The following is a 21,279-nucleotide window of genomic DNA, read 5'->3' as shown; positions in this document are numbered from 1 at the left end:
GTACTCCGAATCAGTGTGGGTAGTTTACGCTAGTCTAGTCTTAGAGTTCAGGACTAGAAGAGGCGTTCGTCGAGCCAAGACAGCCCAGCACCAGCTGTTTCAGCGAGAATGCTTACCAAACGATATAAACCTGTTGCACTGAGGACGATCGCAGTTGGAAAGTGTTGCTCTAGAAGTGCGATCGCCGTGGCTTCAAACACACCTAACCCACCAGGTGCTCCTGGAACCACTAACCCCAGTAACCACGCGAAACTAAAAGCACCCAGCAATAAAGGAATTTGATTCAAGTTTATAGGAATCAAGGCAAGCAAAGTTAACATAAATCCTGCACTGCGTAGTCCTAAAAAGCCCAATTCTCCTAACAAAGGGCGCAAAGGATATTGTTCAAGACTCGAAGGAACTGCTTGCAGGGTGTTAGAAGCAGACTTTTTTACCTTTATACGCTGTAATAAATGAGTTGCTTTGTTCAAAAACTTGGGATGTAAAACACAAAGGACTCCTAATAAACCCAGTAGTTGTAATATGAGCACAGTGATGGTAGTTTTTTCTCTGAGAAATTGGCTACTGAGTAAAACGACAATTAAAGCAGCAGCAGCCATCAGGAGAGGTTCTAGCAAGACACTGAGGGTTGCTGCGCTAGTAGAAACATTTGCATTTTTCGCAGCCACCATTCTTCCGTAGTAATGCCAAACATTACCTGGTATGTACTTAGCAAGATTTGTTTTTAGGTAAACTTGAATGAACTCCCAAGAGTGGACTGGTTGATTTAATTCTCGAAGAATCCAAGTCCATACCCAACCAGCCCAAGTGTGTGCTAGTAAAGTGATTCCTGTGGCGATCGCCAAAATTGCCCATCCCACTGCATCAATATGGATGGTAGCGACTTCTTGCCAGTTATCCTTAAAAGCTTTTATCAGAAAAAATAACGTTCCACCTAAAATTAGCCAGCGTAAAATTTGCTTGATCATTTTGGTCATTTCATTTATTGATTTACCCACCAACTACATCGAAATCATATGGTATGTCGGTATATCAGCAATATATCTCAGTTTTTTCAGCACAAATTCTTATGTATTCGTCTATTTTATGTAGCTCTTATTACTATAAAATTACTATGATACATGCTACACAAACTGCGTCTTGCTCCGCTAACAGGAGTAGTGCTAGCCATGCAGTGCTTGTCTCCCTGACTTGGTATCTGGTGAGATCAGTGCTGCACAGAGAAGTGCCTTGCGCGGGTTCCCCGCGTTGTGGCAACTTCGGAGAGGGTTTCCCGACAGAGGCATCTGGCGGAACGCGCAGCGAGACCGGAGGTCTTCCCCGAAGGACGTTAAAAAGCCAGAATTTGTAAAATTTTTAACATGATTAGTATATTCATTTATCAAATGTTCTCCTGATTCTTTGACTCTTCTGACTCCTGGATTCTGGCTCCTGAATTCTTACATTCAGTAGATATTTTCTCTTCTATAAATTAGCCTAAATCAATATACAATCAACTATTGAATTCATCATAAAATAACTGTTTTTTATGATTTGACAACATTAGCAGGCATATATTTTAATAACTAAATATTCATACACTATTGAAATGATACTGAATTTAACATCAGCAAATGAAAAGCTAATTATATTAACTTATATCTCTCTAAAGTTAGAAAGTAAGACTAAGAAAGTATGAATGAAAATGTGACCTTTGCCAGAGGTATCCTTTGTTCTTGCCTTTGTAGTCTTAGAAATTGTTGGTCGAATATCTAGATGATATTTTTGTTGTTTGTAGTTTACAGGAGGAATGTGTGAACAACAGTTTAACTTCATTTTTAAAAAAACTGCGGCTGCGTGAAATTTTGATAGTGTTTTTAGCTGGGCTGTTGTTGATAGTAAACACGGCTTGTGGTAATGCAGCAAATACAAAAGGTGCAAATCCAAATAATCCTGCTGTGCAAGCTGGTGGTGCAAATAATCCCTATAAAAGAGGTGGGGATAAATATGTCAACGAGAAGATGTCTAAGTCTGGACAAGACCAAGTTAGCTCACAGCTGAATTCACAATTACTAATTGCCTCTAGTGTCAACACAGAAGGGAAACTTTACCCAGGTGCTGAAACACCACAAGGCAGAGTTGACAAAGAAGCAAAATTGCCCATCAAAACTGAGCAAAACATAGAGCAGCCTGAACCAGGTGGTTTAATTCAGCGTCAATCTGACATCCGCGAGCGAGCTCAAGACAGACTTGATACTGTTGGGAAAGCATTTCAGGAAGCTTCAGGCTTTTTGAAAAACAAAGCAGATGAGGCTAGTGATAGACCTGAATTGAAACCTAATCCAGCAGTAAATAAATAGAAACTGTATTTGGGATTCTCAATTTGGAGTAAATCCAAGATATAAAAGTAGTGAGTTAGTTCTCGCTTAACGTTTAACTTTGTCACACAAACACAAGGAGTAGCACCGTGAAAAAAGTAATTGCTTTGCTAAAAAACATTCGCCCAATCAAACTTCTAACAGTAGTTGCGGCAGGAATGATCCTGTTTTTCACACAAGCTTGTAGTTCTGTCGCTGCAACAACGCCTCGTCAAACTGTAGGGGAGCAATCTGCACGTCCTAATTCTGAAACATACGTTCCAAAAGGAACCAACGCGACTTCTGACTATCAAGGCGGGATGAATAACTTTAGTGATGTTGACCCCAGAACCAACGAAGCTAAAATAAAAGCTCAGGCTGAAGCTCTCGAAGAAAATGCACAACAACACCTGCAGAACAGTTCGAGTAATCCAGCGGAAAATATTCGCCGTGTGTTTGAAGATAGAGGAGAAGTAGGCAGAAATCTTCAGGAAGGTACTGGAAATATTACAGAGAAAGTTCAAGGTACTGCTGAGGATTTTGCTCAAGGAACCAAGCGAGGAATTGAAAATATCAAAGGAAACGCCAGCGATGCTTCTGGGGCTGTAGCGAGAAATGCTCAGGACGCAGCTGAAGATGCGAAAATTAACGCTCAGCGTAGTGCTGAAGATGCTGGCTATGCAGTGAGCAGAACTTTGAGAGATGCAAATACCACTGCAGTTGAAAAAGGACAAGAAGCAGCCCAAAACACTGGAGATTTGTTGAACAAGGCTGGTGATGCCATCAAACATGCCGCTAATTAATTAGCGATCATCTGCTGTAGATGCCCACAGACTTCCAGTCTGTGGCTACACGAACAAAGCCCGCCTAAGCGGGCTTTTCGACTAGTTATGAGAGGGGGATTTTATTTTTTGCATATGCCAATTCTGTAGCCCTAGTCGCTGAATTTCTCGCCAAGGAATATTGTGTTTTCGCGCTAGTTCTGCACAATCTTCGTATTCTGGTTGAACGTTAGTTATCGATTTCTCGTTTGCTTGTCCTGTCCATGCTACTTTGACGCGCACAATACCATATTCAGTTTGTACTTGTTGAATTTCTCGTTGGAGAATAGCGCGTTGTTGAGTTGAACGACGAACTCCTAAAGTGGTGGTTTCGCGAAACAAAATAGCTTCACAGCTAGATAAATTTTTTGGATGACAAATCACAGTTAGCAAAATTCCTGGACGAGATTTTTTCATGCCCACAGATTGAGTAAAGACATCTAAAGCACCAGCATTGAATAATGCCTCAAACACATAGCCTATTGCTTGTGGACTCAAGTCATCAATTTGGGTTTCTAAAACTGAGACAGTTTCCAAAGTCGAGCTAGTATTGCTGGCAATAGATTTTGTATCTGTAAAATTCACAGTCAATCTATCTATTACATTTGTTTCTCCATTTGTGACTGGATTCGTTGCTTCACCTAGCCACAGGCGTAGAACATTGGGAATGGGTAGATGACTTGAACCAGCACCCAGTCCGATTTGCTTGATAGTCATTGGGGGTGGAGAACCAAAGTCTATGGCAAGGGTTGTTGCAATAGCAGCTCCAGTTGGTGTAACCATTTCCCGTTCAATACCGTTACTATAGACTGGACACCCACGCATTTCCCATAACTTCAAGACTGCTGGTACTGGTACAGCCATTTGACCATGTGCAGCCCGTACTATTCCTCCACCAGTAGGTAGCGGCGAGCAAAACAATAAAGGTAATCCTTTATCATTGCTCTCGATACCCAACCAATCTAAACCCAAGCAAGTGCCAACAATATCGACAATGGCGTCAACAGCACCCACTTCATGAAAATGAACTTTTTCTGGTGCAATACCGTGTACTGCCCCTTCTGCAACTGCTAGCTGCCGGAATACTGCCAAACTCCAAGCTTCTGCTCGTGATGGTAACCCAGCTTTTTGAATCATCCGCTCAATCTCTGGCAAATGGCGTCCGTGGTGGTGATTGTGTTCATGGTCATGATGATGATGATGATGATCTAGTAAATCCACATGAACTTTGGTAGCCTGTTGAGTATTACGGTGAACAAGTTCTGTTCTCAATTGATACTCATGCTCAATCCCCAAGCTGTTGAGTTTTTCAGTTAAATATTCCAGAGGAACACCCAAACTAACCACGGATCCGAGACACATATCCCCGGAAATACCCGTCGGACATTGAAGATAAGCAATTTTAGTCATCATGAGTCATTAATTATTAATTGTTTGTTAGTTGTGAGTTGTTAAGTGCTAAAAATACCACTAACTACTAACTACTGAGCTTCTTTACCAGTTTTATGGCAAAAATTTTCCAAGTTCATCCTGATAATCCCCAAGTCCGGCGTATAGAGGAAATACAAGCAGAACTGCAACGTGGCGCAGTGATGCTTTATCCCACGGATACAGTGTATGCTATTGGTTGTGATTTAAATGCAAAATCAGCAGTGGAGCGAGTACGACAAATCAAACAGTTGGCAAATGACAAACCACTGACATTTTTATGTCCTTCACTCTCTAATGTGGCAACTTATGCTTATGTAAGCGACAGTGCTTATCGGATTATGAAAAGCCTAATCCCAGGACCGTATACATTTTTGTTACCAGCTACAAAGTTAGTGCCACGACTGGTACAAAGTCCCAAGAGGAAAACGACTGGAATTAGGGTGCCAAATCATACTATGTGTATAGCTTTATTGTCAGCGCTGGCAAACCCAATTATTTCGACCTCAGCACATTTACCACCAGATGATGAGATTGATAATGAATCTAATGGGATAGAACCACAAGCTTACCGATCGCAGATAGAGTTATTTGACCGTTTGGACAAATTGGTAGATATTATTATAGACACTGGCGAGGAACCTAAATATGAAGTTTCTACCATTTTGGATATGACAGGAGAAAAACCAATGATTGTGCGACAAGGTTTGGGCTGGGAAAAAGTCGCTGCATGGGTATGAATGAATATAAATATTTAACTTCACGCGCTCAGTCGTCCATTTCAAAAAACAGAGTACAAATGACTCCAGTTTTTGGATCGTCATACCTATAACATTGGGGCTAGGTATGACTTGAAGTGTGAGAAATCTAAGAGCAGCAAAGGTTTAGGATACTTTGAAGTCATGGTGAAGATCCATGTATTTGTCGCTTTTTAGTGGCTTGTAAAAAAACCGACACACTGACAAGACTGTAACTTTTTCGGTTGTTTTACAGTCATATGTGTGAGCAATGCTGACAGCGACTCTGCATGAATAAAAACCATGAAAGAGATTTGCTTACTGAGGGGGAGCCTTAGTAATGCTGTCTTATGCATTGTCCTTACGGTGCAGTACCACTTTGAGAAAAGTCATGAAACCAAACCTCGCCAATTTACTCACATCCACACCCTCTTTAAACTGTCACATTTCGACTGAACAATCGCAAGCTTTTAATACTGATGCTCTAGTGCAACTGCTGTGTAATGAAATGCAAGCTCAGGTGAAAACAACACCTACATCCGTGCAAGCTGTCGCAAAGCGCATAGCAAAAGAAGTGGAACGCATCTGCAATAAAAGTTCTCGCATCCAAACATCAGGACAAATTAAGTCTTGGCTGTTAAATTTGGCAAGGCATCGTTTACAGAAATCTCTGCGCTATTATCAATTGGGTTCAAGAAAAGGTCGTGTAGAATTACATAGCCAGCTGGGAGCAATGGTTTACCGTCACATTGTCGTATCAGGTTCTGAGTTAGGGTTTGAGGCTCGTTACAACCTGATTGAAGATTTCCTACAAGCTTTTTATTTAGAAGCTATCAAAGCTTTCCGGCGAGAAAACGAACTACCTGAGGATTACACCCCGCGTACTCAACTAGAACTCGCAGAATACATGGCGTTTACAGAGCAATATGCCAAACGTCGCATCAATTTGCCTACAGGTAATCAACAATTGGTTATATTACGTGCTCAAAGTTTTGCTCGTCGTTTACCTCAAGAAACCACTGTAGATATCGAACAAGCGGTCGATGCTGCTAAGACTGAAGAGGCAGAATCTTATCAGCGCACGAGTGCGGTTCAACAAGTTCGCTCTCAGATGGTAGCACAATCTAACTTTGACCCTGCTGAAGATTCCGAGCGCGATCGCGTCATCTCAGAATTAGTAAAATATTTAGAAGCTCATGGTCAATCTGACTGCATAGATTATCTATCTTTAAAACTACAAGATCTCTCAGCACCAGAAATTGACCAAATTCTGGGTTTGACGAGCCGTCAGCGCGATTATCTGCAACAACGTTTTAAGTATCATGTAGAAAAGTTTGCTAAGCAACACCAATGGCAGTTGGTACATCAATGGTTGGGTGCAGGTTTAGAACAAAAATTAGGTTTATCCTCTCAACAGTGGGACAAATTTGTGAGTCAACTTTCTGAACAGCAGTTGCAAATCTTGCAGCTCAAAACTGCAAAACACAGTGATCAGGTAATAGCCAGAACAATTAAATGTACCCCTAAACAGCTACAGAAGCGCTGGACTCAAATGTTAGAACTTGCATGGACTATCCGCAACGGTAACACTGGGATACAGCTCAGCTAAAGTCGTGGTGAATTGCATTAACAAAAGCAGTGTTATTCAATTTTCTAGACTTTATCCTGTCTGTTTAATGTTAAACATAGATTATTTCTTCCTTGTTACAACCAAAAAATCTGCTGAACTCCTAATAACCCTCCTTCTCTTCTCCCCTTCTGCTGGGGAATAGAGAAGGGTGATAGGGGACAAACGACGAGTAGGAGAGTTGAAGAGTTATCAAATATTGCAGCCAAAATATTGCAGCCAAAAGTAAATTCTTATTAAGATAGAGACTATAATTTTCAGTCAATTTTTTATTTTCAATATTTAGAGAGAATGACTCAAGGTGGCAGAGCAAATCAGTCTGGTAACGTCCTGGAAAGAACTGTAGAAGGAACTTTATTAGGACATGGGTATGAGCTAATCGGTGATAATCTACTGAAGAAGAAGCGTTTGGGATATCTGATAAACTGCACTACTCTTCCAAAACGATATGCCAGACAGGTTTACATAGGACCAGGAATTTATGGTACTGAAATTTCTGTTGATTTTTACATCATTGGAGCAGCAACAATTCCTTCTGGTTTAATCATTGAATGTAAATGGCAACAAACTAGTGGCTCTGTTGATGAAAAACTTCCTTATGTGAATTTGAATATTCAAAATTGCTACCCAGCACCAGCTATTGTTTTGATTGACGGTGGAGGCATGAAACCAGGAGCAATTACTTGGTTAAGAAACCAAGTCACTCACAATAAAAATTTATTAGCGGTTCATAATTTAAGTACTTTTATTGCCTGGACTAACAATTATCTTTAATATGATTTAATTAATAATTCGTTCACTTTGCCCCGTCTTTTTGCATTAGAATTAATTGCCCTTCCTGCTGATATAGTGTGTATATTAAAATCTTTATAAAGGTTACGAATAAACAAAGTATCTGAATTAGATAGCATGACTTTAACACCACGTTCTGCAAGTTCTACAAATACATCTCTTAGTTTATTTTGCTGATTTTCATCAAAATTATAACGACTATATGATGTAAAATTGCTGGTAGCGCTGACTGGATAATATGGTGGATCAAAGTAGACAAAATCTTCTTTGTTGCTAGCATAATTTAGTACTTCTTCAAAGCTTCTTACCTTGATCTCAGCTGATTTTAAAGCCATTGATGCTAAATGTAAGCTATGTGGATCACAAATATTAGGTTTTTTGTATCTGCCCATTGGCACATTAAATTCGCCTTTAGAGTTTTCTCTGTAAAGACCATTAAAACAAGTTTTGTTCAAATATATTAAACGAGCAGCTTTTTTTAGTTCACTACTCTCTGTTGTTCCTCGTATTCTGTAGTAATAATCTTTACTATGTTGGCATTCATGATCTTTGAGAAGACTGATTAAGTCATCAACATGATCTCTGACACACAAATAAGTAGTAATTAATTCTTCATTAATATCCGTCAAAACAGTTTTAGTAAGTTGGCGAGCATGCAGATAGAAAAAAACAGCACCACCTCCTAGAAATGGCTCATAATAATTTTTAAAACTGGGTAAATAGGTACTATATTGTTGAATTAATCTGCTTTTTCCACCAGCCCATTTTAGAAATGGATGTGGTAGATTTTGCTTATAAATTTCACTTAACTCACTTAACATTTTACTGATAATTAATTGAAGAGTTAGATATCATGATTCATAAATTATATCTTATATTAAATTATTAATTGTTTCATGTTAGAATCAAAAGAAATAAAGCCATCAAAAAACGTGTCGTTTATAATAAGGTAGTTTAAATCTAGATGTTTGACGGATTTTGGAACAATGTTTTTCGCTACTGCCGCTATTTCATTACAACACTCTTGGGTGTGGCATTGAATGCTTTTGCGCCCCTGATACCGCTTTTTAAACGTCCCGTCACCCTCGTAGCTCTTTTGGGCTTATTTGCAGGTACTCTTGTATTCATTAGTCTCACGCTGCGTGCGATGCTTGGTTTGGGTACAATTTAGACTATGACTTTAGTAGGAAGTTTACTCCCCTCACAAAGTCGTATTTATGTATTGTGTAGTACATCCTCTGTGAGGAGACGAATTTTATGGCTACAAATCGCCGCGTTTCCCGCGTTGCTGAATTAATTAAACGGGAAGTTAGCCAAATGTTACTCAACGGTATTAAGGATGATCGTGTGGGGACAGGAATGGTTAGTGTTACTGACGTTGATGTATCTGGAGATTTGCAACACGCGAAAATCTACGTCAGCATCTATGGTACTGAGGAAGCCAAGGCAGAAACAATGGCTGGATTAAAATCCGCAACAGGATACGTCCGTAGTGAAATTGGTGCGCGGGTGCGTCTGCGTCGTACACCAGAGGTGGTGTTTATCGAAGACAGATCCATAGAACGGGGTACAAAGGTGCTGTCTCTTCTAAACCAGCTTCAGCTAGAACGTCAACTCGAAAATTCGGCACAAAAAAATAAGGATCACTTTGTTGAAGAAGAACAACAATTCTTTTCGGAGGATTAAGTAACGTAAACAACAATTAATTAACGTACGTCAGCCAAACGTTTTACAGACGCGACATTGTCGTGTCTGTTTAAATATGCTTAATAAAAAGCTCAGGGAGAAAGCAGTTACAAGAATTTACAGTTTACAGGCTACGTTTGAGTAAGGAAATGAGGGCAGCAAGCTGTTTGTATTTACTTGTCTGTTTGTACTCAAGATCTTGCACTATTGTGATATTGGTCTGATTCAGGAGGCTCTGCCTCCCATTGCTCGTTCCCAGGCTCAGCCTGGGAACGAGAAAAGTCTTCTGGTACGGTTGCCCAGTTTTACCTAGATATGATGAAGTCCACTAACCCCCTCTTCTGACAGGGTGTGGGGTGTGGGGTGTGGTGCAAATTCTTTTGCTTGCACCTAATATAAGCACAATACCTTTTGTTCTTGGAACCTGACCCTTAAGCGTCAATTTTTGCGTAGTAAATCCTAAAAGCTGTCCGTCCTCTTGCTTGTTGTGTTAGGTTTTCTTTTTTGAACTTTAAATTTTGAACTGCTTATGCTGCCTGATATAGACAAACTCTCCCTAGCTGAACAGGTGGCTCAGATGGTCGTTGTTCGTGCCTCTGGGTTTTTATTTGACCACCAAATTCAGTATCCTGTCTGGGAACCACCAGCCGCAACACTCCAACACTGGGTGCAAGACTTGGGCGTTGGTGGAGTTATCTTACTCGGAGCAAGTGCTGGGGAATTAGTTATCAGAACACAACAATTGCAAAAATGGGCGAAAACTCCTCTACTCATTGCTGCTGATATTGAAGAAGGTGTCGGACAGCGCTTTAGCGGCGCGACTTGGTTCCCGCCACCAATGGCATTAGCTTCTATTTTCCGCAAGGACCAAAAGTTGGGTTTGCATTATGCCGAAAAAATGGGAGCCATTACTGCACAAGAAGCTTTAGCGATTGGTATTAACTGGGTTTTAGCTCCCGTGGTGGATGTGAACAATAATCCGGATAATCCCGTGATTAATGTTCGCGCTTTTGGTGAAACGCTTGATGAGGTGAGTCAGTTGACTTGCGCTTTTATTCGTGGTGCAAAAACTTATCCTGTCCTCACAGCAGCAAAGCATTTTCCTGGACATGGCGACACCGCTGTTGATTCTCATCTGGATTTGCCAGTGATTCCACACTCTTCAACTCGATTGACACAAGTGGAATTACCACCTTTTACAGAGGCGATCGCCTCTGGTGTGGATGCAGTTATGAGCGCCCACTTACTCATACCTAGTTTGGATGCAGAACTACCAGCAACCTTGTCGCACAAAATCTTGACACAGCTGTTACGCCAAAAATTAGGATTTGATGGCTTGATTACCACAGATGCTTTAGTTATGGGTGCCATTACCAACCGCTATGGGGCTTCAGTTGCTCCTGTGATGGCTGTGGAGGCTGGTGCTGATATCCTAATGATGCCTGTTGCTCCCAAAGAAGCTATCAATGCTGTGTGTAGCGCTGTTGAAAGTGGTCGAATTTCGCGATCGCGCATTCGCGACTCTGTTGAACGCATTTGGCAAGCAAAGAGCAAAATCTCCTTTGAATCAGCTAGTACGACAAGCTTTATCGAGTACACAGCAGGAAATGATGCTATCAACACTGTTCAGAATATTTTGCAGCAAAGTCAAATTATTCATGGCTCTCCATTCGCATTAGACCAACTCAGAAATGCAATAAAACTTCATCAAAATACCGAAAATCATTTATACAATAAGATAGTGGTTGACGAGTTAATATTATGTGACTTTTTACACAAAAAAGTGCCTGCAATTACACTAGCAAATCAAATGGGATACAAGACCCAAATTATTGATTGTCAGACTCAAGATATTAGCAACTTGGAGGTCAATCATCCGACTTTGCTACAAATGTTTATTAGAGGAAATCCTTTTCGCGGAAGTGCAGGAGTGACTCAGGCAGCAGAAAGCTTGTTTAAGAAATTGTTAACAACTCAGAACTTACAAGCTTTTGTGTTGTACGGTAGCCCTTATGCATTGCAGCATTTTATACCTTTACTTTCCCCAGAGATTCCTGGTATATTCTCTTATGGACAAATGCCAGCAGCACAAGACAGTGCTCTGCGTGCCTTGTTTGGTATGTAGACAACCTGTGTAGTAAAAGCATCTTGCCTTACAAAACTCTGCTCAGAAAGAGTCACCGCCGATGAGAGACTGGTACGAACAAGTCTCTTAACATCATCAGCAAGATCAATCAACTCCCCTAACTTGTTCGTATTGAATACATTTTGAACAAATGTCAGGATTTGTTGATTTTCTTAATATTTCTTCATATAATTTGAGGATGTGTAGCGTCAAAATGAAAATAGTTCCGTATATAAAACTACAAAACCCCAAGGACTACGTTTCTATTTCTATCAACGCTTGTTCCTAGTGAAGTTTGGGTAACCAATTACGTGTTAAATTGTGAGCAAAAACCATGACTGTGAATACGGTGCCTTCTATCAGTTACTACTCTCTAGATGTGATTCAAGATGAAGCACGCCGACTGGTGCAAAAGGGTTTAGTAAGCAGACAACAGCCGATATATACCTTGTGCCAATACATTCCAGCTAGAGAGTGGGTCTGTATTGAATGTGAACTAGAAAAGTGTGATTTCTTGCTGCGCGATCGCATTGCCGATCTGATTGGTCGGGAACAGTGGGAAAACGACTAAATACTGCATAGCGGAAGTTAAAATTCAAAAGCATGCCCTTAAGCGAAAGCGTTGCAGTCAAAAGACTTATATTCTGAACTTTTGCGCTGTTTTGAATGGTAATTTTATTTCCGCTGATTTGTATTCATCAGTTTTTCCTGTTTAATTCTGGGGTGGGATATACGAATTGACAAAACGAGGTTTAACGCTCAATTTGAAAAATAATCTCTGCTTTTAATGAATCTTTCCGAGTCCGAAATCCCAAATATCCCATTTTCCATCGATACAAAAATGTTTTCTGGAAACTTTTAATCTACACCCGCCTTGCAGCCACTCGTCATATTAGCGTTGAAAGTATGGTTGTACATGGGGTGTAGATGTTTTAGCTCTTCCAGCAGAAGCCTCTCGCTCACCCGAACGGGAGCGATGAGATGAATGCGAGCGAGTTGAGGAGCGTTCCCTGACCAATGTGCGTTGGCTCTTGCCTGCCTACGGCATAGCACAAGGGAGGGGAACAGCGACGAAACTCGCAGGCTCTTGTGGTATACTTGAAGCATCTTGACCCTCACTGCCGTAAGCGAGAACCAAGCTAATAGGCACAGGTTGCAAGAGCAAGTTATGGGTCTTGGGAACCAGGACTCCTGCCCTTGGAGGGAATGTAAGACCAATAGAGCGACCGCGTTCTGGAGGCAGTTCCCGATGAATTGGGAAGCCCACACTGTACCGGAGGTCAGTGTATGGTAGTTCACACATCTTTGTTCCGGAGCTGTTCAATTTTAGGAACAGCTCCGGAAATTTTGTATATCTCACTAGGTGAGTTATCCTACCTGTTCCAGATACTGGTTAATATCTTCAACGACACGAGTCAGTTCAGCTTCTGTCGTCAAGCGAATACTCGCATCGCGGACGGTTAGCAGAACTTTAGCAGCAAAGGGAGTAGACCAAATATTGGGATTACAAAAAATTTCTAAAAACACCTCGCCTGTAGAACGATATTCCATTGGACGCTGGGGACTAGGTTTACCACCAGGAGTGGTTTTAGCGGCGACAGCTTTAAGGCTTTGCATTAATTCATCCAGCGCTGCTTTTAATTCCCGTGCTGCTTGAGGTGAAAAACTAAAAGAGACAGAACCTTCTACTAAATTCAGTGTCAGACGATTTTCGGACATGAGCTACTGATAAAAACTTCTATAGCAATCCTAAATGAATTGTGGACACTCATCTGGAGGATGGGGAGACCTCCTGCGGAGGAATTCAAAATCACCGAAGATTGGATCGGAGGTTTCCTCCGCTCCAACTTCTCTCAAAATTCAAAATTCAAAAAAAGAATTCTTAATGAGCGAATTTTGAGATTGCTTCGCTTCACTCGCAACGCTACGCGATGCGTGAATTTGTTAGCGTAGCGTGCCGTAGGCAGCGCAGCGAGTGAGGAGATGGGGAGATGGGGAGGATTCGCGCTTGAGCAAACAGATTAAGCTGACACGGATGGTATGCGATTTGATTTTCTGTGCGTCTGCTGTTTTGGTAAAGTTGAATGTATCAGTGGTGAACAACCTCGCGATGACACAATTTTCCTTGCCGAATGCGCGGATGGGTAGGTGTTGGAAAATAGGTTTTGAAAAAAATGGCTGTATTTCTCACAGCACAAGGCTTTACGGGAATATTCGCTCATCACCCATCCGCGCTCCTTGTCTAGACTGGATTTCAGCGATTTGTCTGTCAATCAATTTAGGTTTTTCATGCTATCATTAGTTCATCCGCGATTTAGAACCTTGAAAACTTTATACGGGGCACTTCTCTGGCTTGCGCAGTTGAAATTTCTCTTACTCCCTATTAGGGATTGAAACTTCTATGATGTCTTCACTTATTATAGGCTTTACAACCGTTGAAATTTCTCTTACTCCCTATTAGGGATTGAAACTTGGCAATATCATGCAAAAACTGGAAATCAAAAAGGTTGAAATTTCTCTTACTCCCTATTAGGGATTGAAACGAAACTTGAATCATTCCGTGGTGAATGAATCGATGCGCGTTGAAATTTCTCTTACTCCCTATTAGGGATTGAAACTTGAAAAAGGGCGATCGCTTTGAAGAGTAAGTGGAAAGGGCGTTGAAATTTCTCTTACTCCCTATTAGGGATTGAAACAACTTGCTAATAGCGATCGGGGTGGAAGTAAAAAGGTTGAAATTTCTCTTACTCCCTATTAGGGATTGAAACAATGCTTTTTCACCGTGATCAAGGTTGGCGACGCTTGTTGAAATTTCTCTTACTCCCTATTAGGGATTGAAACATCGTTTGAGGACTCTTGCTCTGAGGACTCTTGGTTGAAATTTCTCTTACTCCCTATTAGGGATTGAAACTAGATGCAGCTTCAAGCCCAATTACTGGAAAAGAGTTGAAATTTCTCTTACTCCCTATTAGGGATTGAAACTTTGTGGGTGATTAAACACCCGTAATCCCATGCTTGTTGAAATTTCTCTTACTCCCTATTAGGGATTGAAACTAATATCACTCCCCAGTACTTGAGGATGTTTCCAGTTGAAATTTCTCTTACTCCCTATTAGGGATTGAAACTCGCTGAGGGGTATGAGACGTTTAAAAAAGAACTGTTGAAATTTCTCTTACTCCCTATTAGGGATTGAAACTGGACATTTACTTTTTTAAGAAGCAATACTTATGTTGAAATTTCTCTTACTCCCTATTAGGGATTGAAACATTTTATTTTTGCTAGCAGAAGCGAAAACCAAAGGTTGAAATTTCTCTTACTCCCTATTAGGGATTGAAACACAAAAATCTGCGATCGCTTGTTTTACCTGAGCAAGGTTGAAATTTCTCTTACTCCCTATTAGGGATTGAAACCTTTAAATTCAGGAGGAATTTGCACCCCTAAATGGTTGAAATTTCTCTTACTCCCTATTAGGGATTGAAACGCGTTCTTTTTCTGCAAGTGCTAGCTTAGTACGCAGAGAAGCGGTTGAAATTTCTCTTACTCCCTATTAGGGATTGAAACGGGTTTGATCTGCTGTAACAGTTGTTGACGATAAAGTTGAAATTTCTCTTACTCCCTATTAGGGATTGAAACGTGGATGAAGAGTATGGCGCTTTAGAACTGCGCTTGCGTTGAAATTTCTCTTACTCCCTATTAGGGATTGAAACGTGCCTTCCACCAACCCCGACCCAACCGAAACCTGTTGAAATTTCTCTTACTCCCTATTAGGGATTGAAACTAGAGGGAAAACTTTTGAACTATCATAATTTGCCGTTGAAATTTCTCTTACTCCCTATTAGGGATTGAAACGCAGTAAAAGCTACTTGAATAGAAGTAGGTGCTGGTTGAAATTTCTCTTACTCCCTATTAGGGATTGAAACCTGTGCTGCGATCGCTGCTTTGAGTGCCGCGAGTTGAAATTTCTCTTACTCCCTATTAGGGATTGAAACTTTTTATCTCTCTAAGATTTGTAAATTCATCTACAGTTGAAATTTCTCTTACTCCCTATTAGGGATTGAAACTAAAAGGTTTAGGTTTATTGACACTTGCATGGTTTGTTGAAATTTCTCTTACTCCCTATTAGGGATTGAAACCATCTATCTTTGTCCACTGTGAAGAAATCTTGCTGTTGAAATTTCTCTTACTCCCTATTAGGGATTGAAACCTGATGAAATTAATTCTTTCAGATTTTTACTGTTGGTTGAAATTTCTCTTACTCCCTATTAGGGATTGAAACAGACTGTTTGGCTAGGTCACCTGGTTGAACATTTGAGTTGAAATTTCTCTTACTCCCTATTAGGGATTGAAACAAGACTAGATGAATTAAGCGAATCTTCAAAAAATGGATGAAGTTGAAATTTCTCTTACTCCCTATTAGGGATTGAAACTGAACTCCCATTTGGCGACTTGTCGGATGACGGGGTTGAAATTTCTCTTACTCCCTATTAGGGATTGAAACGGCGGCTTTAAATGCGATCGCCACCGATGCAGGGAGTTGAAATTTCTCTTACTCCCTATTAGGGATTGAAACGATAGTTGCATTAGCGCTGTAAGTCTTTCACCAGGTTGAAATTTCTCTTACTCCCTATTAGGGATTGAAACACTGGCGATCGCATCCAATCTACGGAAGTGATGAGCAGGTTGAAATTTCTCTTACTCCCTATTAGGGATTGAAACTTGTTCTATCTATTACTACAGGTCTGGGGCACCAGGTTGAAATTTCTCTTACTCCCTATTAGGGATTGAAACTGAATTATCTCCTCCCGAGACTTTGAAGAGTCCCCAGTTGAAATTTCTCTTACTCCCTATTAGGGATTGAAACTGATTCTAAATAATCATTCAGGCTATTGTATAAACGTTGAAATTTCTCTTACTCCCTATTAGGGATTGAAACGAGAATAGGAAACTTTCTAGGCTTCGAACGACTAACTGGTTGAAATTTCTCTTACTCCCTATTAGGGATTGAAACTTTATCTTCCCATTGGTAAGAATCTTGATAACATCTCTATCGTTGAAATTTCTCTTACTCCCTATTAGGGATTGAAACGAAATCATGTGTGTTACTGAGTTAGACGGCAAAGGTTGAAATTTCTCTTACTCCCTATTAGGGATTGAAACTCTGTAAAAGTCTAATCTTCTCTCAGCTTCCTCTGGTTGAAATTTCTCTTACTCCCTATTAGGGATTGAAACATGTCAAACCCTAAGCTGATATCTGACCTCATGGACTACCGTTGAAATTTCTCTTACTCCCTATTAGGGATTGAAACTAGCTCTAAGGAAAGAAGGACCCAATTCAGTTTTAGCGTTGAAATTTCTCTTACTCCCTATTAGGGATTGAAACCTTTATTTCGCCATTAACAATGCCATCTATTGAAGTTGAAATTTCTCTTACTCCCTATTAGGGATTGAAACATCGTACACACCCAATCTACAGGTTCCCGTTACCTGGTTGAAATTTCTCTTACTCCCTATTAGGGATTGAAACAACAACAAGGGAGATTTTTACAAGACTCTAGATTGTTGAAATTTCTCTTACTCCCTATTAGGGATTGAAACACTGCCGCTGTGGCACCCCCAATAGAGGTTACTGTTGAAATTTCTCTTACTCCCTATTAGGGATTGAAACAACGGACTGAACAATGAGGAAGGGGAACCTATTGGTTGAAATTTCTCTTACTCCCTATTAGGGATTGAAACGAATCGGAGGAAGAGAAGTAACTCAACAGATGGTGAGGTTGAAATTTCTCTTACTCCCTATTAGGGATTGAAACTTGCATTTCAAGCGCTTTAGCTTGCCGTTCTAAGGTTGAAATTTCTCTTACTCCCTATTAGGGATTGAAACATTTGATGGTGTTGCTTGCTTAAATGGTTGAATAGTTGAAATTTCTCTTACTCCCTATTAGGGATTGAAACTTATCGGGGCTACTGCCCTTAGTCAAACTGTCTGGTTGAAATTTCTCTTACTCCCTATTAGGGATTGAAACTTCGTTAGCAAAAACTGACAGCCAGTTGCCAATAGTTGAAATTTCTCTTACTCCCTATTAGGGATTGAAACCACCATGTGGCAAGATAACGCATTCAGAATGAATTGTTGAAATTTCTCTTACTCCCTATTAGGGATTGAAACATATGAGGCTCCTAGAAATCTTCACAACCATACCACAGTTGAAATTTCTCTTACTCCCTATTAGGGATTGAAACTTATAAGAGAATCGCTATCAAAGTTGACTTGTGCGTTGAAATTTCTCTTACTCCCTATTAGGGATTGAAACGCACAAAGGTTTTCTAAGGCGATCGCCACAGAAGTTGTTGAAATTTCTCTTACTCCCTATTAGGGATTGAAACATTTTACGGATTTACGGCGAGTTCATTATTCTCCAACGTTGAAATTTCTCTTACTCCCTATTAGGGATTGAAACTACTCGCCAGGGATTAAAAAACCTCTAGAAACGTAGGGTGTCTTATGCCGAAAGAATTGCGCACCTCGAATTGTAAGGTGCGTTACGCTAAAGCGATAACACACCCTACAATTTAGATATGGCAGTCCTAAATCATTCATGAGAAATCAGAAGCCCGGTTTCTTGGGATAAGCGATTTTTACAAATGAAATAGGAGTGCTGTAGTTGGAAATGTTCTTGCCCACTTACTTCTTATTAGGGATAAAAACCCCCAAAGTCATAAAATATTCCTGACTTTATAATGCGAAAAAATATAGTTTTATAAAAAAGCTATACCTAATTATGAAAGGAAGAAATTCAATTTTCTCTCAAAAGATTCTCAACAAAGCTATATTATTTGTTTCTTTAACAATAAGGTAAATCCTTATCGTGTCATGATTTGAAACATTTTTTACATTATTCCGTTTTAAACTGAAATTTATCTAAGTTGATAAAAAAATATTTTATGGTTCAAGATAACCGCGCTACGGTGCGAAAGGTTTTAATTATTACCTTACTGCTTAACATCTTTGTCATGGTGCTAAAAGCTGTCGTGGGAAACTTGACTGGTTCTCTGAGTTTGATAGCTGATGCTTTACACAGTGTCACTGATAGCGCCAATAATATATTAGGATTGATTGCCAGTCGCTTTTCTTCACCAAGACCAGATCGTGAACACCCATACGGACATCTAAAATTTGAAGCAGTAGGGGCTTTGGGAATTTCTGCTTTTTTAGGTATAGCTTGTTTTGAAATTCTCCAGGGAGCTATTGAACGAATTATTAATGGTGGTAAACCTGTGACAATATCACCACCAGAGTTATGTTTACTACTGATTGTCTTGGGCGTCAATATTTTTGTTGCGTTTTACGAACGTGGTGTTGGACAACGGGTAAGAAGCCCGATTTTGATTGCTGACGCCAAGCATACTATGAGCGATATCTGGGTGACAATTTCTGTGATTGCTGGTTTGATTGGTGTGTGGTTGGGTTTTCAGTGGCTAGATTTGGCTTTGGCTTTTCCGGTGGCTTTGTTAGTCTTTTGGAGTGGTTGGACAGTTTTGAAAGAAAATTTACCTTGGCTTGTTGATCAGATGGCGATCGCCCCAGAAGTCATTCATGCGATCGCCCTTGGTGTTCCTGGTGTCGTTAACTGTCATGATATTGCTTCTCGCGGTGTTCTGGGGCGTCAAGTCTTCATCGAAATGCATTTGATAGTAGATGCACCTGATGTAGAAACTGCCCACCGTATGACTGAGGAAGTAGAAAAGCGACTACAGGAACGCTTTAGCCCTGTGCGAATTGTGATTCACGTCGAACCACCTACCTACCAGTCCAATCATATTTCTTTCTAGCCCCGAGTCAGTGAACAGTGAACAGTTCTGCGTGCTTCATTCACATTAGGGAAACTGATAACTGATAACTGTTGACTCGAAGCAACCAAATTTACCACTGGTGCAAAAAACAAATAAGGTGGACAATCTGCCCACCCTACTTTTGAAATTACTCCCATTCAATAGTTCCAGGTGGCTTGGAAGTGATATCATAAACCACTCGGTTAACACCTTTGACTTCATTCACAATCCGGTTGGAAATAACCTCCAGTACGTCGTATGGTACACGTGCCCAGTCAGCAGTCATACCATCTTCACTTGTGACAATTCGCAAAACGATAGGGTATGCATAAGTACGCTGGTCGCCCATAACACCAACACTGCGAACTGGCAGTAATACGGCAAATGCTTGCCAGTAGTCATGGTACAAGCCGCGTTGGTTAATTTCTTGACGTACAATCAAGTCGGCATCGCGTAAAATATTTAACCTCTCTGCGGTAATTTCACCTATAATGCGAATCGCTAAACCAGGTCCGGGGAAAGGATGCCGTTGCACAATTTCTTCTGGTAAGCCAATGGCACGCCCTACTTTGCGGACTTCATCTTTGAACAATTTCCGCAAGGGTTCCACCAGTTTAAATCGGAGGTCTTTGGGCAATCCACCAACGTTGTGATGGCTTTTGATTTTTACTGCAACCCGTTCCCCAGTTTGTGGATCAACGTTGGTATCAGCCGATTCAATCACGTCTGGGTAAAGTGTGCCTTGAGCTAAATAATCAAAAGGTCCAAGGCGTTTAGATGCTTCCTCAAAAGTACTGATAAATTCGTGTCCAATAATACGACGTTTTTCTTCAGGATCAGTGATGCCAGACAGCGCAGAAATGAAACACTCCCTAGCGTTGACATACTCTACAGGAATGTGAAACTGTTCTTGGAACAGTTTGAGCAATCGCTCTGGCTCATATTTTCGCATAAATCCTTGGTCAATAAAGACACAAGTTAACTGGTCGCCAATTGCTTTGTGCAACAAGAATGCTAAGGTTGAAGAATCGACTCCTCCAGAAAGCGCCAACAACACGCGTTTATCACCGACTCTGGCGCGAATTTCTCGAATTGCTTCTTCGACAAAAGCAGCAGTTGTCCAAGTCGGTTCACACTCGCAGATATGGTATACAAAGTTACGAATTAAAGCTATACCACCGAGAGAATGTACGACCTCTGGATGAAATTGGACGCCGTAGAGTTTCTTGCTGTGATTAGCAATAGCTGCACAAGGAGTATTTTCTGTGTGTGCTAGCAATTCAAATCCTTCTGGCATATGAGTCACCGAGTCTGCGTGACTCATCCACATCGTGGTCCCATCTTCAACATTGGTGAATAAGTCTGTGGGATCATCTATGTAAAGTGAGGCTTTACCATACTCACCTCTGTCAGCCTTTGCCACTTCTCCGCCTAGTTGTTGCACCATCAGCTGCATACCGTAGCACACACCTAAAATCGGAACTCTCATATTCCAGATTTCTGGATCACACCGGGGAGCACCATTGTCATAAACTGACTTGGGACCTCCAGAAAGGATAATCCCTTTGGGATTGAGTTGACGTAATTGTTCAGCTGTGGTGCGATAGGAAAGGACTTCGGAATAGACTTGAGTTTCACGAATTCGGCGGGCGATCAGTTCAGAATACTGAGAGCCGAAATCGAGAATGACAATCATTTGGCGATTGAGCTGCCCTAAAAATTCAACTTTTTGAGGCGCTTGTTCTGTTGGTAGAGTCACCGCAGTATTCATAACAGGGAAGATGTGAGTGTAGTTAAAAATGGTCGCTCATCGAAAATTTGGGTCCCAAACCCCGTCCTAGAAGGACGGCTTTATATTTTGGACGCCATTACCGCCTTGGGGTTACTCAATGCCGTG

At 40.8% G+C, this 21,279-nt stretch carries 16 protein-coding genes, 1 pseudogene and 1 CRISPR repeat array; of the genes and pseudogenes, 11 read left to right on the top strand and 6 right to left on the bottom strand.

All coding sequences use genetic code 11. The annotated features are described in order from the left end of the window. Positions 1-53: 53 nt before the first annotated feature. Positions 54-968, bottom strand: coding sequence for a lysylphosphatidylglycerol synthase domain-containing protein (locus DP117_RS25480; protein ID WP_169221015.1), 915 nt, complete (start codon positions 966-968; stop codon positions 54-56). Positions 969-1,793: 825 nt separating this feature from the next. Here DP117_RS25480 and DP117_RS25475 point away from each other — a divergent pair. Together DP117_RS25475 and DP117_RS25470 are read left to right on the top strand one after the other, a co-directional pair. Beyond that, entirely contained in the window at positions 1,794-2,339 is a 546-nt protein-coding gene (locus DP117_RS25475) for a DUF6658 family protein (RefSeq protein ID WP_169221014.1), read from the top strand. Between the two features lie 107 nt (positions 2,340-2,446). After that, positions 2,447-3,139: a hypothetical protein gene (locus DP117_RS25470; protein WP_211176340.1), complete on the top strand. Its 693-nt coding sequence runs from the start codon at positions 2,447-2,449 to the stop codon at positions 3,137-3,139. An 81-nt stretch (positions 3,140-3,220) separates the two neighbouring features. Here DP117_RS25470 and larC read toward each other — a convergent pair whose 3' ends face one another. Then, positions 3,221-4,567 carry a nickel pincer cofactor biosynthesis protein LarC gene (gene larC / locus DP117_RS25465; protein WP_169221016.1) on the bottom strand — a complete coding sequence of 449 codons (1,347 nt, stop codon included), beginning with the start codon at positions 4,565-4,567 and terminating at the stop codon, positions 3,221-3,223. A 95-nt stretch (positions 4,568-4,662) separates the two neighbouring features. Between larC and DP117_RS25460 the strand changes: the two genes are divergently transcribed. The 3 genes from DP117_RS25460 to DP117_RS25450 all read left to right on the top strand — a co-directional run bounded on the left by DP117_RS25460 (position 4,663) and on the right by DP117_RS25450 (position 7,723). Beyond that, complete coding sequence (locus DP117_RS25460; protein WP_169221013.1) at positions 4,663-5,325, top strand: L-threonylcarbamoyladenylate synthase; 663 nt, start codon at positions 4,663-4,665, stop codon at positions 5,323-5,325. 388 nt (positions 5,326-5,713) lie between these two features. Then, positions 5,714-6,931: a HetZ-related protein gene (locus DP117_RS25455; protein WP_169221012.1), complete on the top strand. Its 1,218-nt coding sequence runs from the start codon at positions 5,714-5,716 to the stop codon at positions 6,929-6,931. A 309-nt stretch (positions 6,932-7,240) separates the two neighbouring features. After that, positions 7,241-7,723: a PD-(D/E)XK nuclease superfamily protein gene (locus DP117_RS25450; RefSeq protein WP_169221011.1), complete on the top strand. Its 483-nt coding sequence runs from the start codon at positions 7,241-7,243 to the stop codon at positions 7,721-7,723. On the opposite strand, the gene DP117_RS25445 is transcribed toward DP117_RS25450, so the two are convergent. Then, entirely contained in the window at positions 7,720-8,562 is an 843-nt protein-coding gene (locus tag DP117_RS25445) for a DNA adenine methylase (RefSeq protein WP_169221010.1), read from the bottom strand. The two genes, DP117_RS25450 and DP117_RS25445, sit on opposite strands and share 4 nt — an antisense overlap. A 143-nt stretch (positions 8,563-8,705) precedes the next feature. Here DP117_RS25445 and DP117_RS25440 point away from each other — a divergent pair, with 143 nt between their 5' ends. From DP117_RS25440 to DP117_RS25425, 4 genes are all read left to right on the top strand, one after another. Continuing rightward, on the top strand, positions 8,706-8,912 hold the full coding sequence (locus tag DP117_RS25440; RefSeq protein WP_169221009.1) for a DUF751 family protein: 207 nt from the start codon (positions 8,706-8,708) through the stop codon (positions 8,910-8,912). Positions 8,913-8,998: 86 nt separating this feature from the next. Then, a complete protein-coding gene (gene rbfA / locus DP117_RS25435; protein WP_169221008.1) occupies positions 8,999-9,427 on the top strand; it encodes a 30S ribosome-binding factor RbfA in 429 nt (142 codons plus the stop codon). Between the two features lie 529 nt (positions 9,428-9,956). Further along, positions 9,957-11,552, top strand: coding sequence for a glycoside hydrolase family 3 N-terminal domain-containing protein (locus tag DP117_RS25430; RefSeq protein ID WP_169221007.1), 1,596 nt, complete (start codon positions 9,957-9,959; stop codon positions 11,550-11,552). Between the two features lie 334 nt (positions 11,553-11,886). After that, positions 11,887-12,123, top strand: a complete 237-nt coding sequence (locus DP117_RS25425) for a DUF4327 family protein (RefSeq protein ID WP_048869121.1) — start codon at positions 11,887-11,889, stop codon at positions 12,121-12,123. Positions 12,124-12,591: 468 nt separating this feature from the next. Here the strand turns inward: DP117_RS25425 and DP117_RS25420 are convergent, their stop codons facing one another. Continuing rightward, a complete protein-coding gene (locus DP117_RS25420) occupies positions 12,592-12,855 on the bottom strand; it encodes a hypothetical protein (RefSeq protein WP_169221006.1) in 264 nt (87 codons plus the stop codon). A gap of 65 nt (positions 12,856-12,920) precedes the next feature. Beyond that, complete coding sequence (locus DP117_RS25415; protein ID WP_169221005.1) at positions 12,921-13,271, bottom strand: hypothetical protein; 351 nt, start codon at positions 13,269-13,271, stop codon at positions 12,921-12,923. Between the two features lie 278 nt (positions 13,272-13,549). On the opposite strand from DP117_RS25415, the pseudogene DP117_RS36510 reads away from it, so the two are divergent. Beyond that, positions 13,550-13,700: pseudogene (locus tag DP117_RS36510) on the top strand (CRISPR-associated endonuclease Cas2); the annotation flags it as partial. 212 nt (positions 13,701-13,912) lie between these two features. Further along, positions 13,913-18,010: a CRISPR direct-repeat array (repeat unit 37 nt; unit sequence GTTGAAATTTCTCTTACTCCCTATTAGGGATTGAAAC). A 484-nt stretch (positions 18,011-18,494) separates the two neighbouring features. Beyond that, the gene (locus DP117_RS25410) at positions 18,495-19,382 is read left to right on the top strand and encodes a cation diffusion facilitator family transporter (protein WP_169221004.1); all 888 of its coding nucleotides are present in this window, start codon (positions 18,495-18,497) and stop codon (positions 19,380-19,382) included. A 148-nt stretch (positions 19,383-19,530) separates the two neighbouring features. On the opposite strand, the gene guaA is transcribed toward DP117_RS25410, so the two are convergent. Then, a complete protein-coding gene (gene guaA / locus DP117_RS25405; RefSeq protein WP_169221003.1) occupies positions 19,531-21,153 on the bottom strand; it encodes a glutamine-hydrolyzing GMP synthase in 1,623 nt (540 codons plus the stop codon). Between the last annotated feature and the right edge of the window lie 126 nt (positions 21,154-21,279).

The organism is Brasilonema sp. UFV-L1 (assembly GCF_012912105.1).
GTDB lineage: Bacteria > Cyanobacteriota > Cyanobacteriia > Cyanobacteriales > Nostocaceae > Brasilonema.
This window is presented reverse-complemented; position numbering and strand designations above follow the sequence as displayed.

Coding starts and splice junctions, on each gene's coding strand:
- DP117_RS25480 (WP_169221015.1), bottom strand. CDS start 968: ATGATCAAGCAAATTTTACGCTGGCTAATTTTAGGTGGAACGTTATTT.
- larC (WP_169221016.1), bottom strand. CDS start 4,567: ATGACTAAAATTGCTTATCTTCAATGTCCGACGGGTATTTCCGGGGAT.
- DP117_RS25460 (WP_169221013.1), top strand. CDS start 4,663: ATGGCAAAAATTTTCCAAGTTCATCCTGATAATCCCCAAGTCCGGCGT.
- DP117_RS25455 (WP_169221012.1), top strand. CDS start 5,714: ATGAAACCAAACCTCGCCAATTTACTCACATCCACACCCTCTTTAAAC.
- DP117_RS25450 (WP_169221011.1), top strand. CDS start 7,241: ATGACTCAAGGTGGCAGAGCAAATCAGTCTGGTAACGTCCTGGAAAGA.
- DP117_RS25445 (WP_169221010.1), bottom strand. CDS start 8,562: ATGTTAAGTGAGTTAAGTGAAATTTATAAGCAAAATCTACCACATCCA.
- DP117_RS25440 (WP_169221009.1), top strand. CDS start 8,706: ATGTTTGACGGATTTTGGAACAATGTTTTTCGCTACTGCCGCTATTTC.
- rbfA (WP_169221008.1), top strand. CDS start 8,999: ATGGCTACAAATCGCCGCGTTTCCCGCGTTGCTGAATTAATTAAACGG.
- DP117_RS25430 (WP_169221007.1), top strand. CDS start 9,957: ATGCTGCCTGATATAGACAAACTCTCCCTAGCTGAACAGGTGGCTCAG.
- DP117_RS25425 (WP_048869121.1), top strand. CDS start 11,887: ATGACTGTGAATACGGTGCCTTCTATCAGTTACTACTCTCTAGATGTG.
- DP117_RS25420 (WP_169221006.1), bottom strand. CDS start 12,855: ATGTGTGAACTACCATACACTGACCTCCGGTACAGTGTGGGCTTCCCA.
- DP117_RS25415 (WP_169221005.1), bottom strand. CDS start 13,271: ATGTCCGAAAATCGTCTGACACTGAATTTAGTAGAAGGTTCTGTCTCT.
- DP117_RS25410 (WP_169221004.1), top strand. CDS start 18,495: ATGGTTCAAGATAACCGCGCTACGGTGCGAAAGGTTTTAATTATTACC.
- guaA (WP_169221003.1), bottom strand. CDS start 21,153: ATGAATACTGCGGTGACTCTACCAACAGAACAAGCGCCTCAAAAAGTT.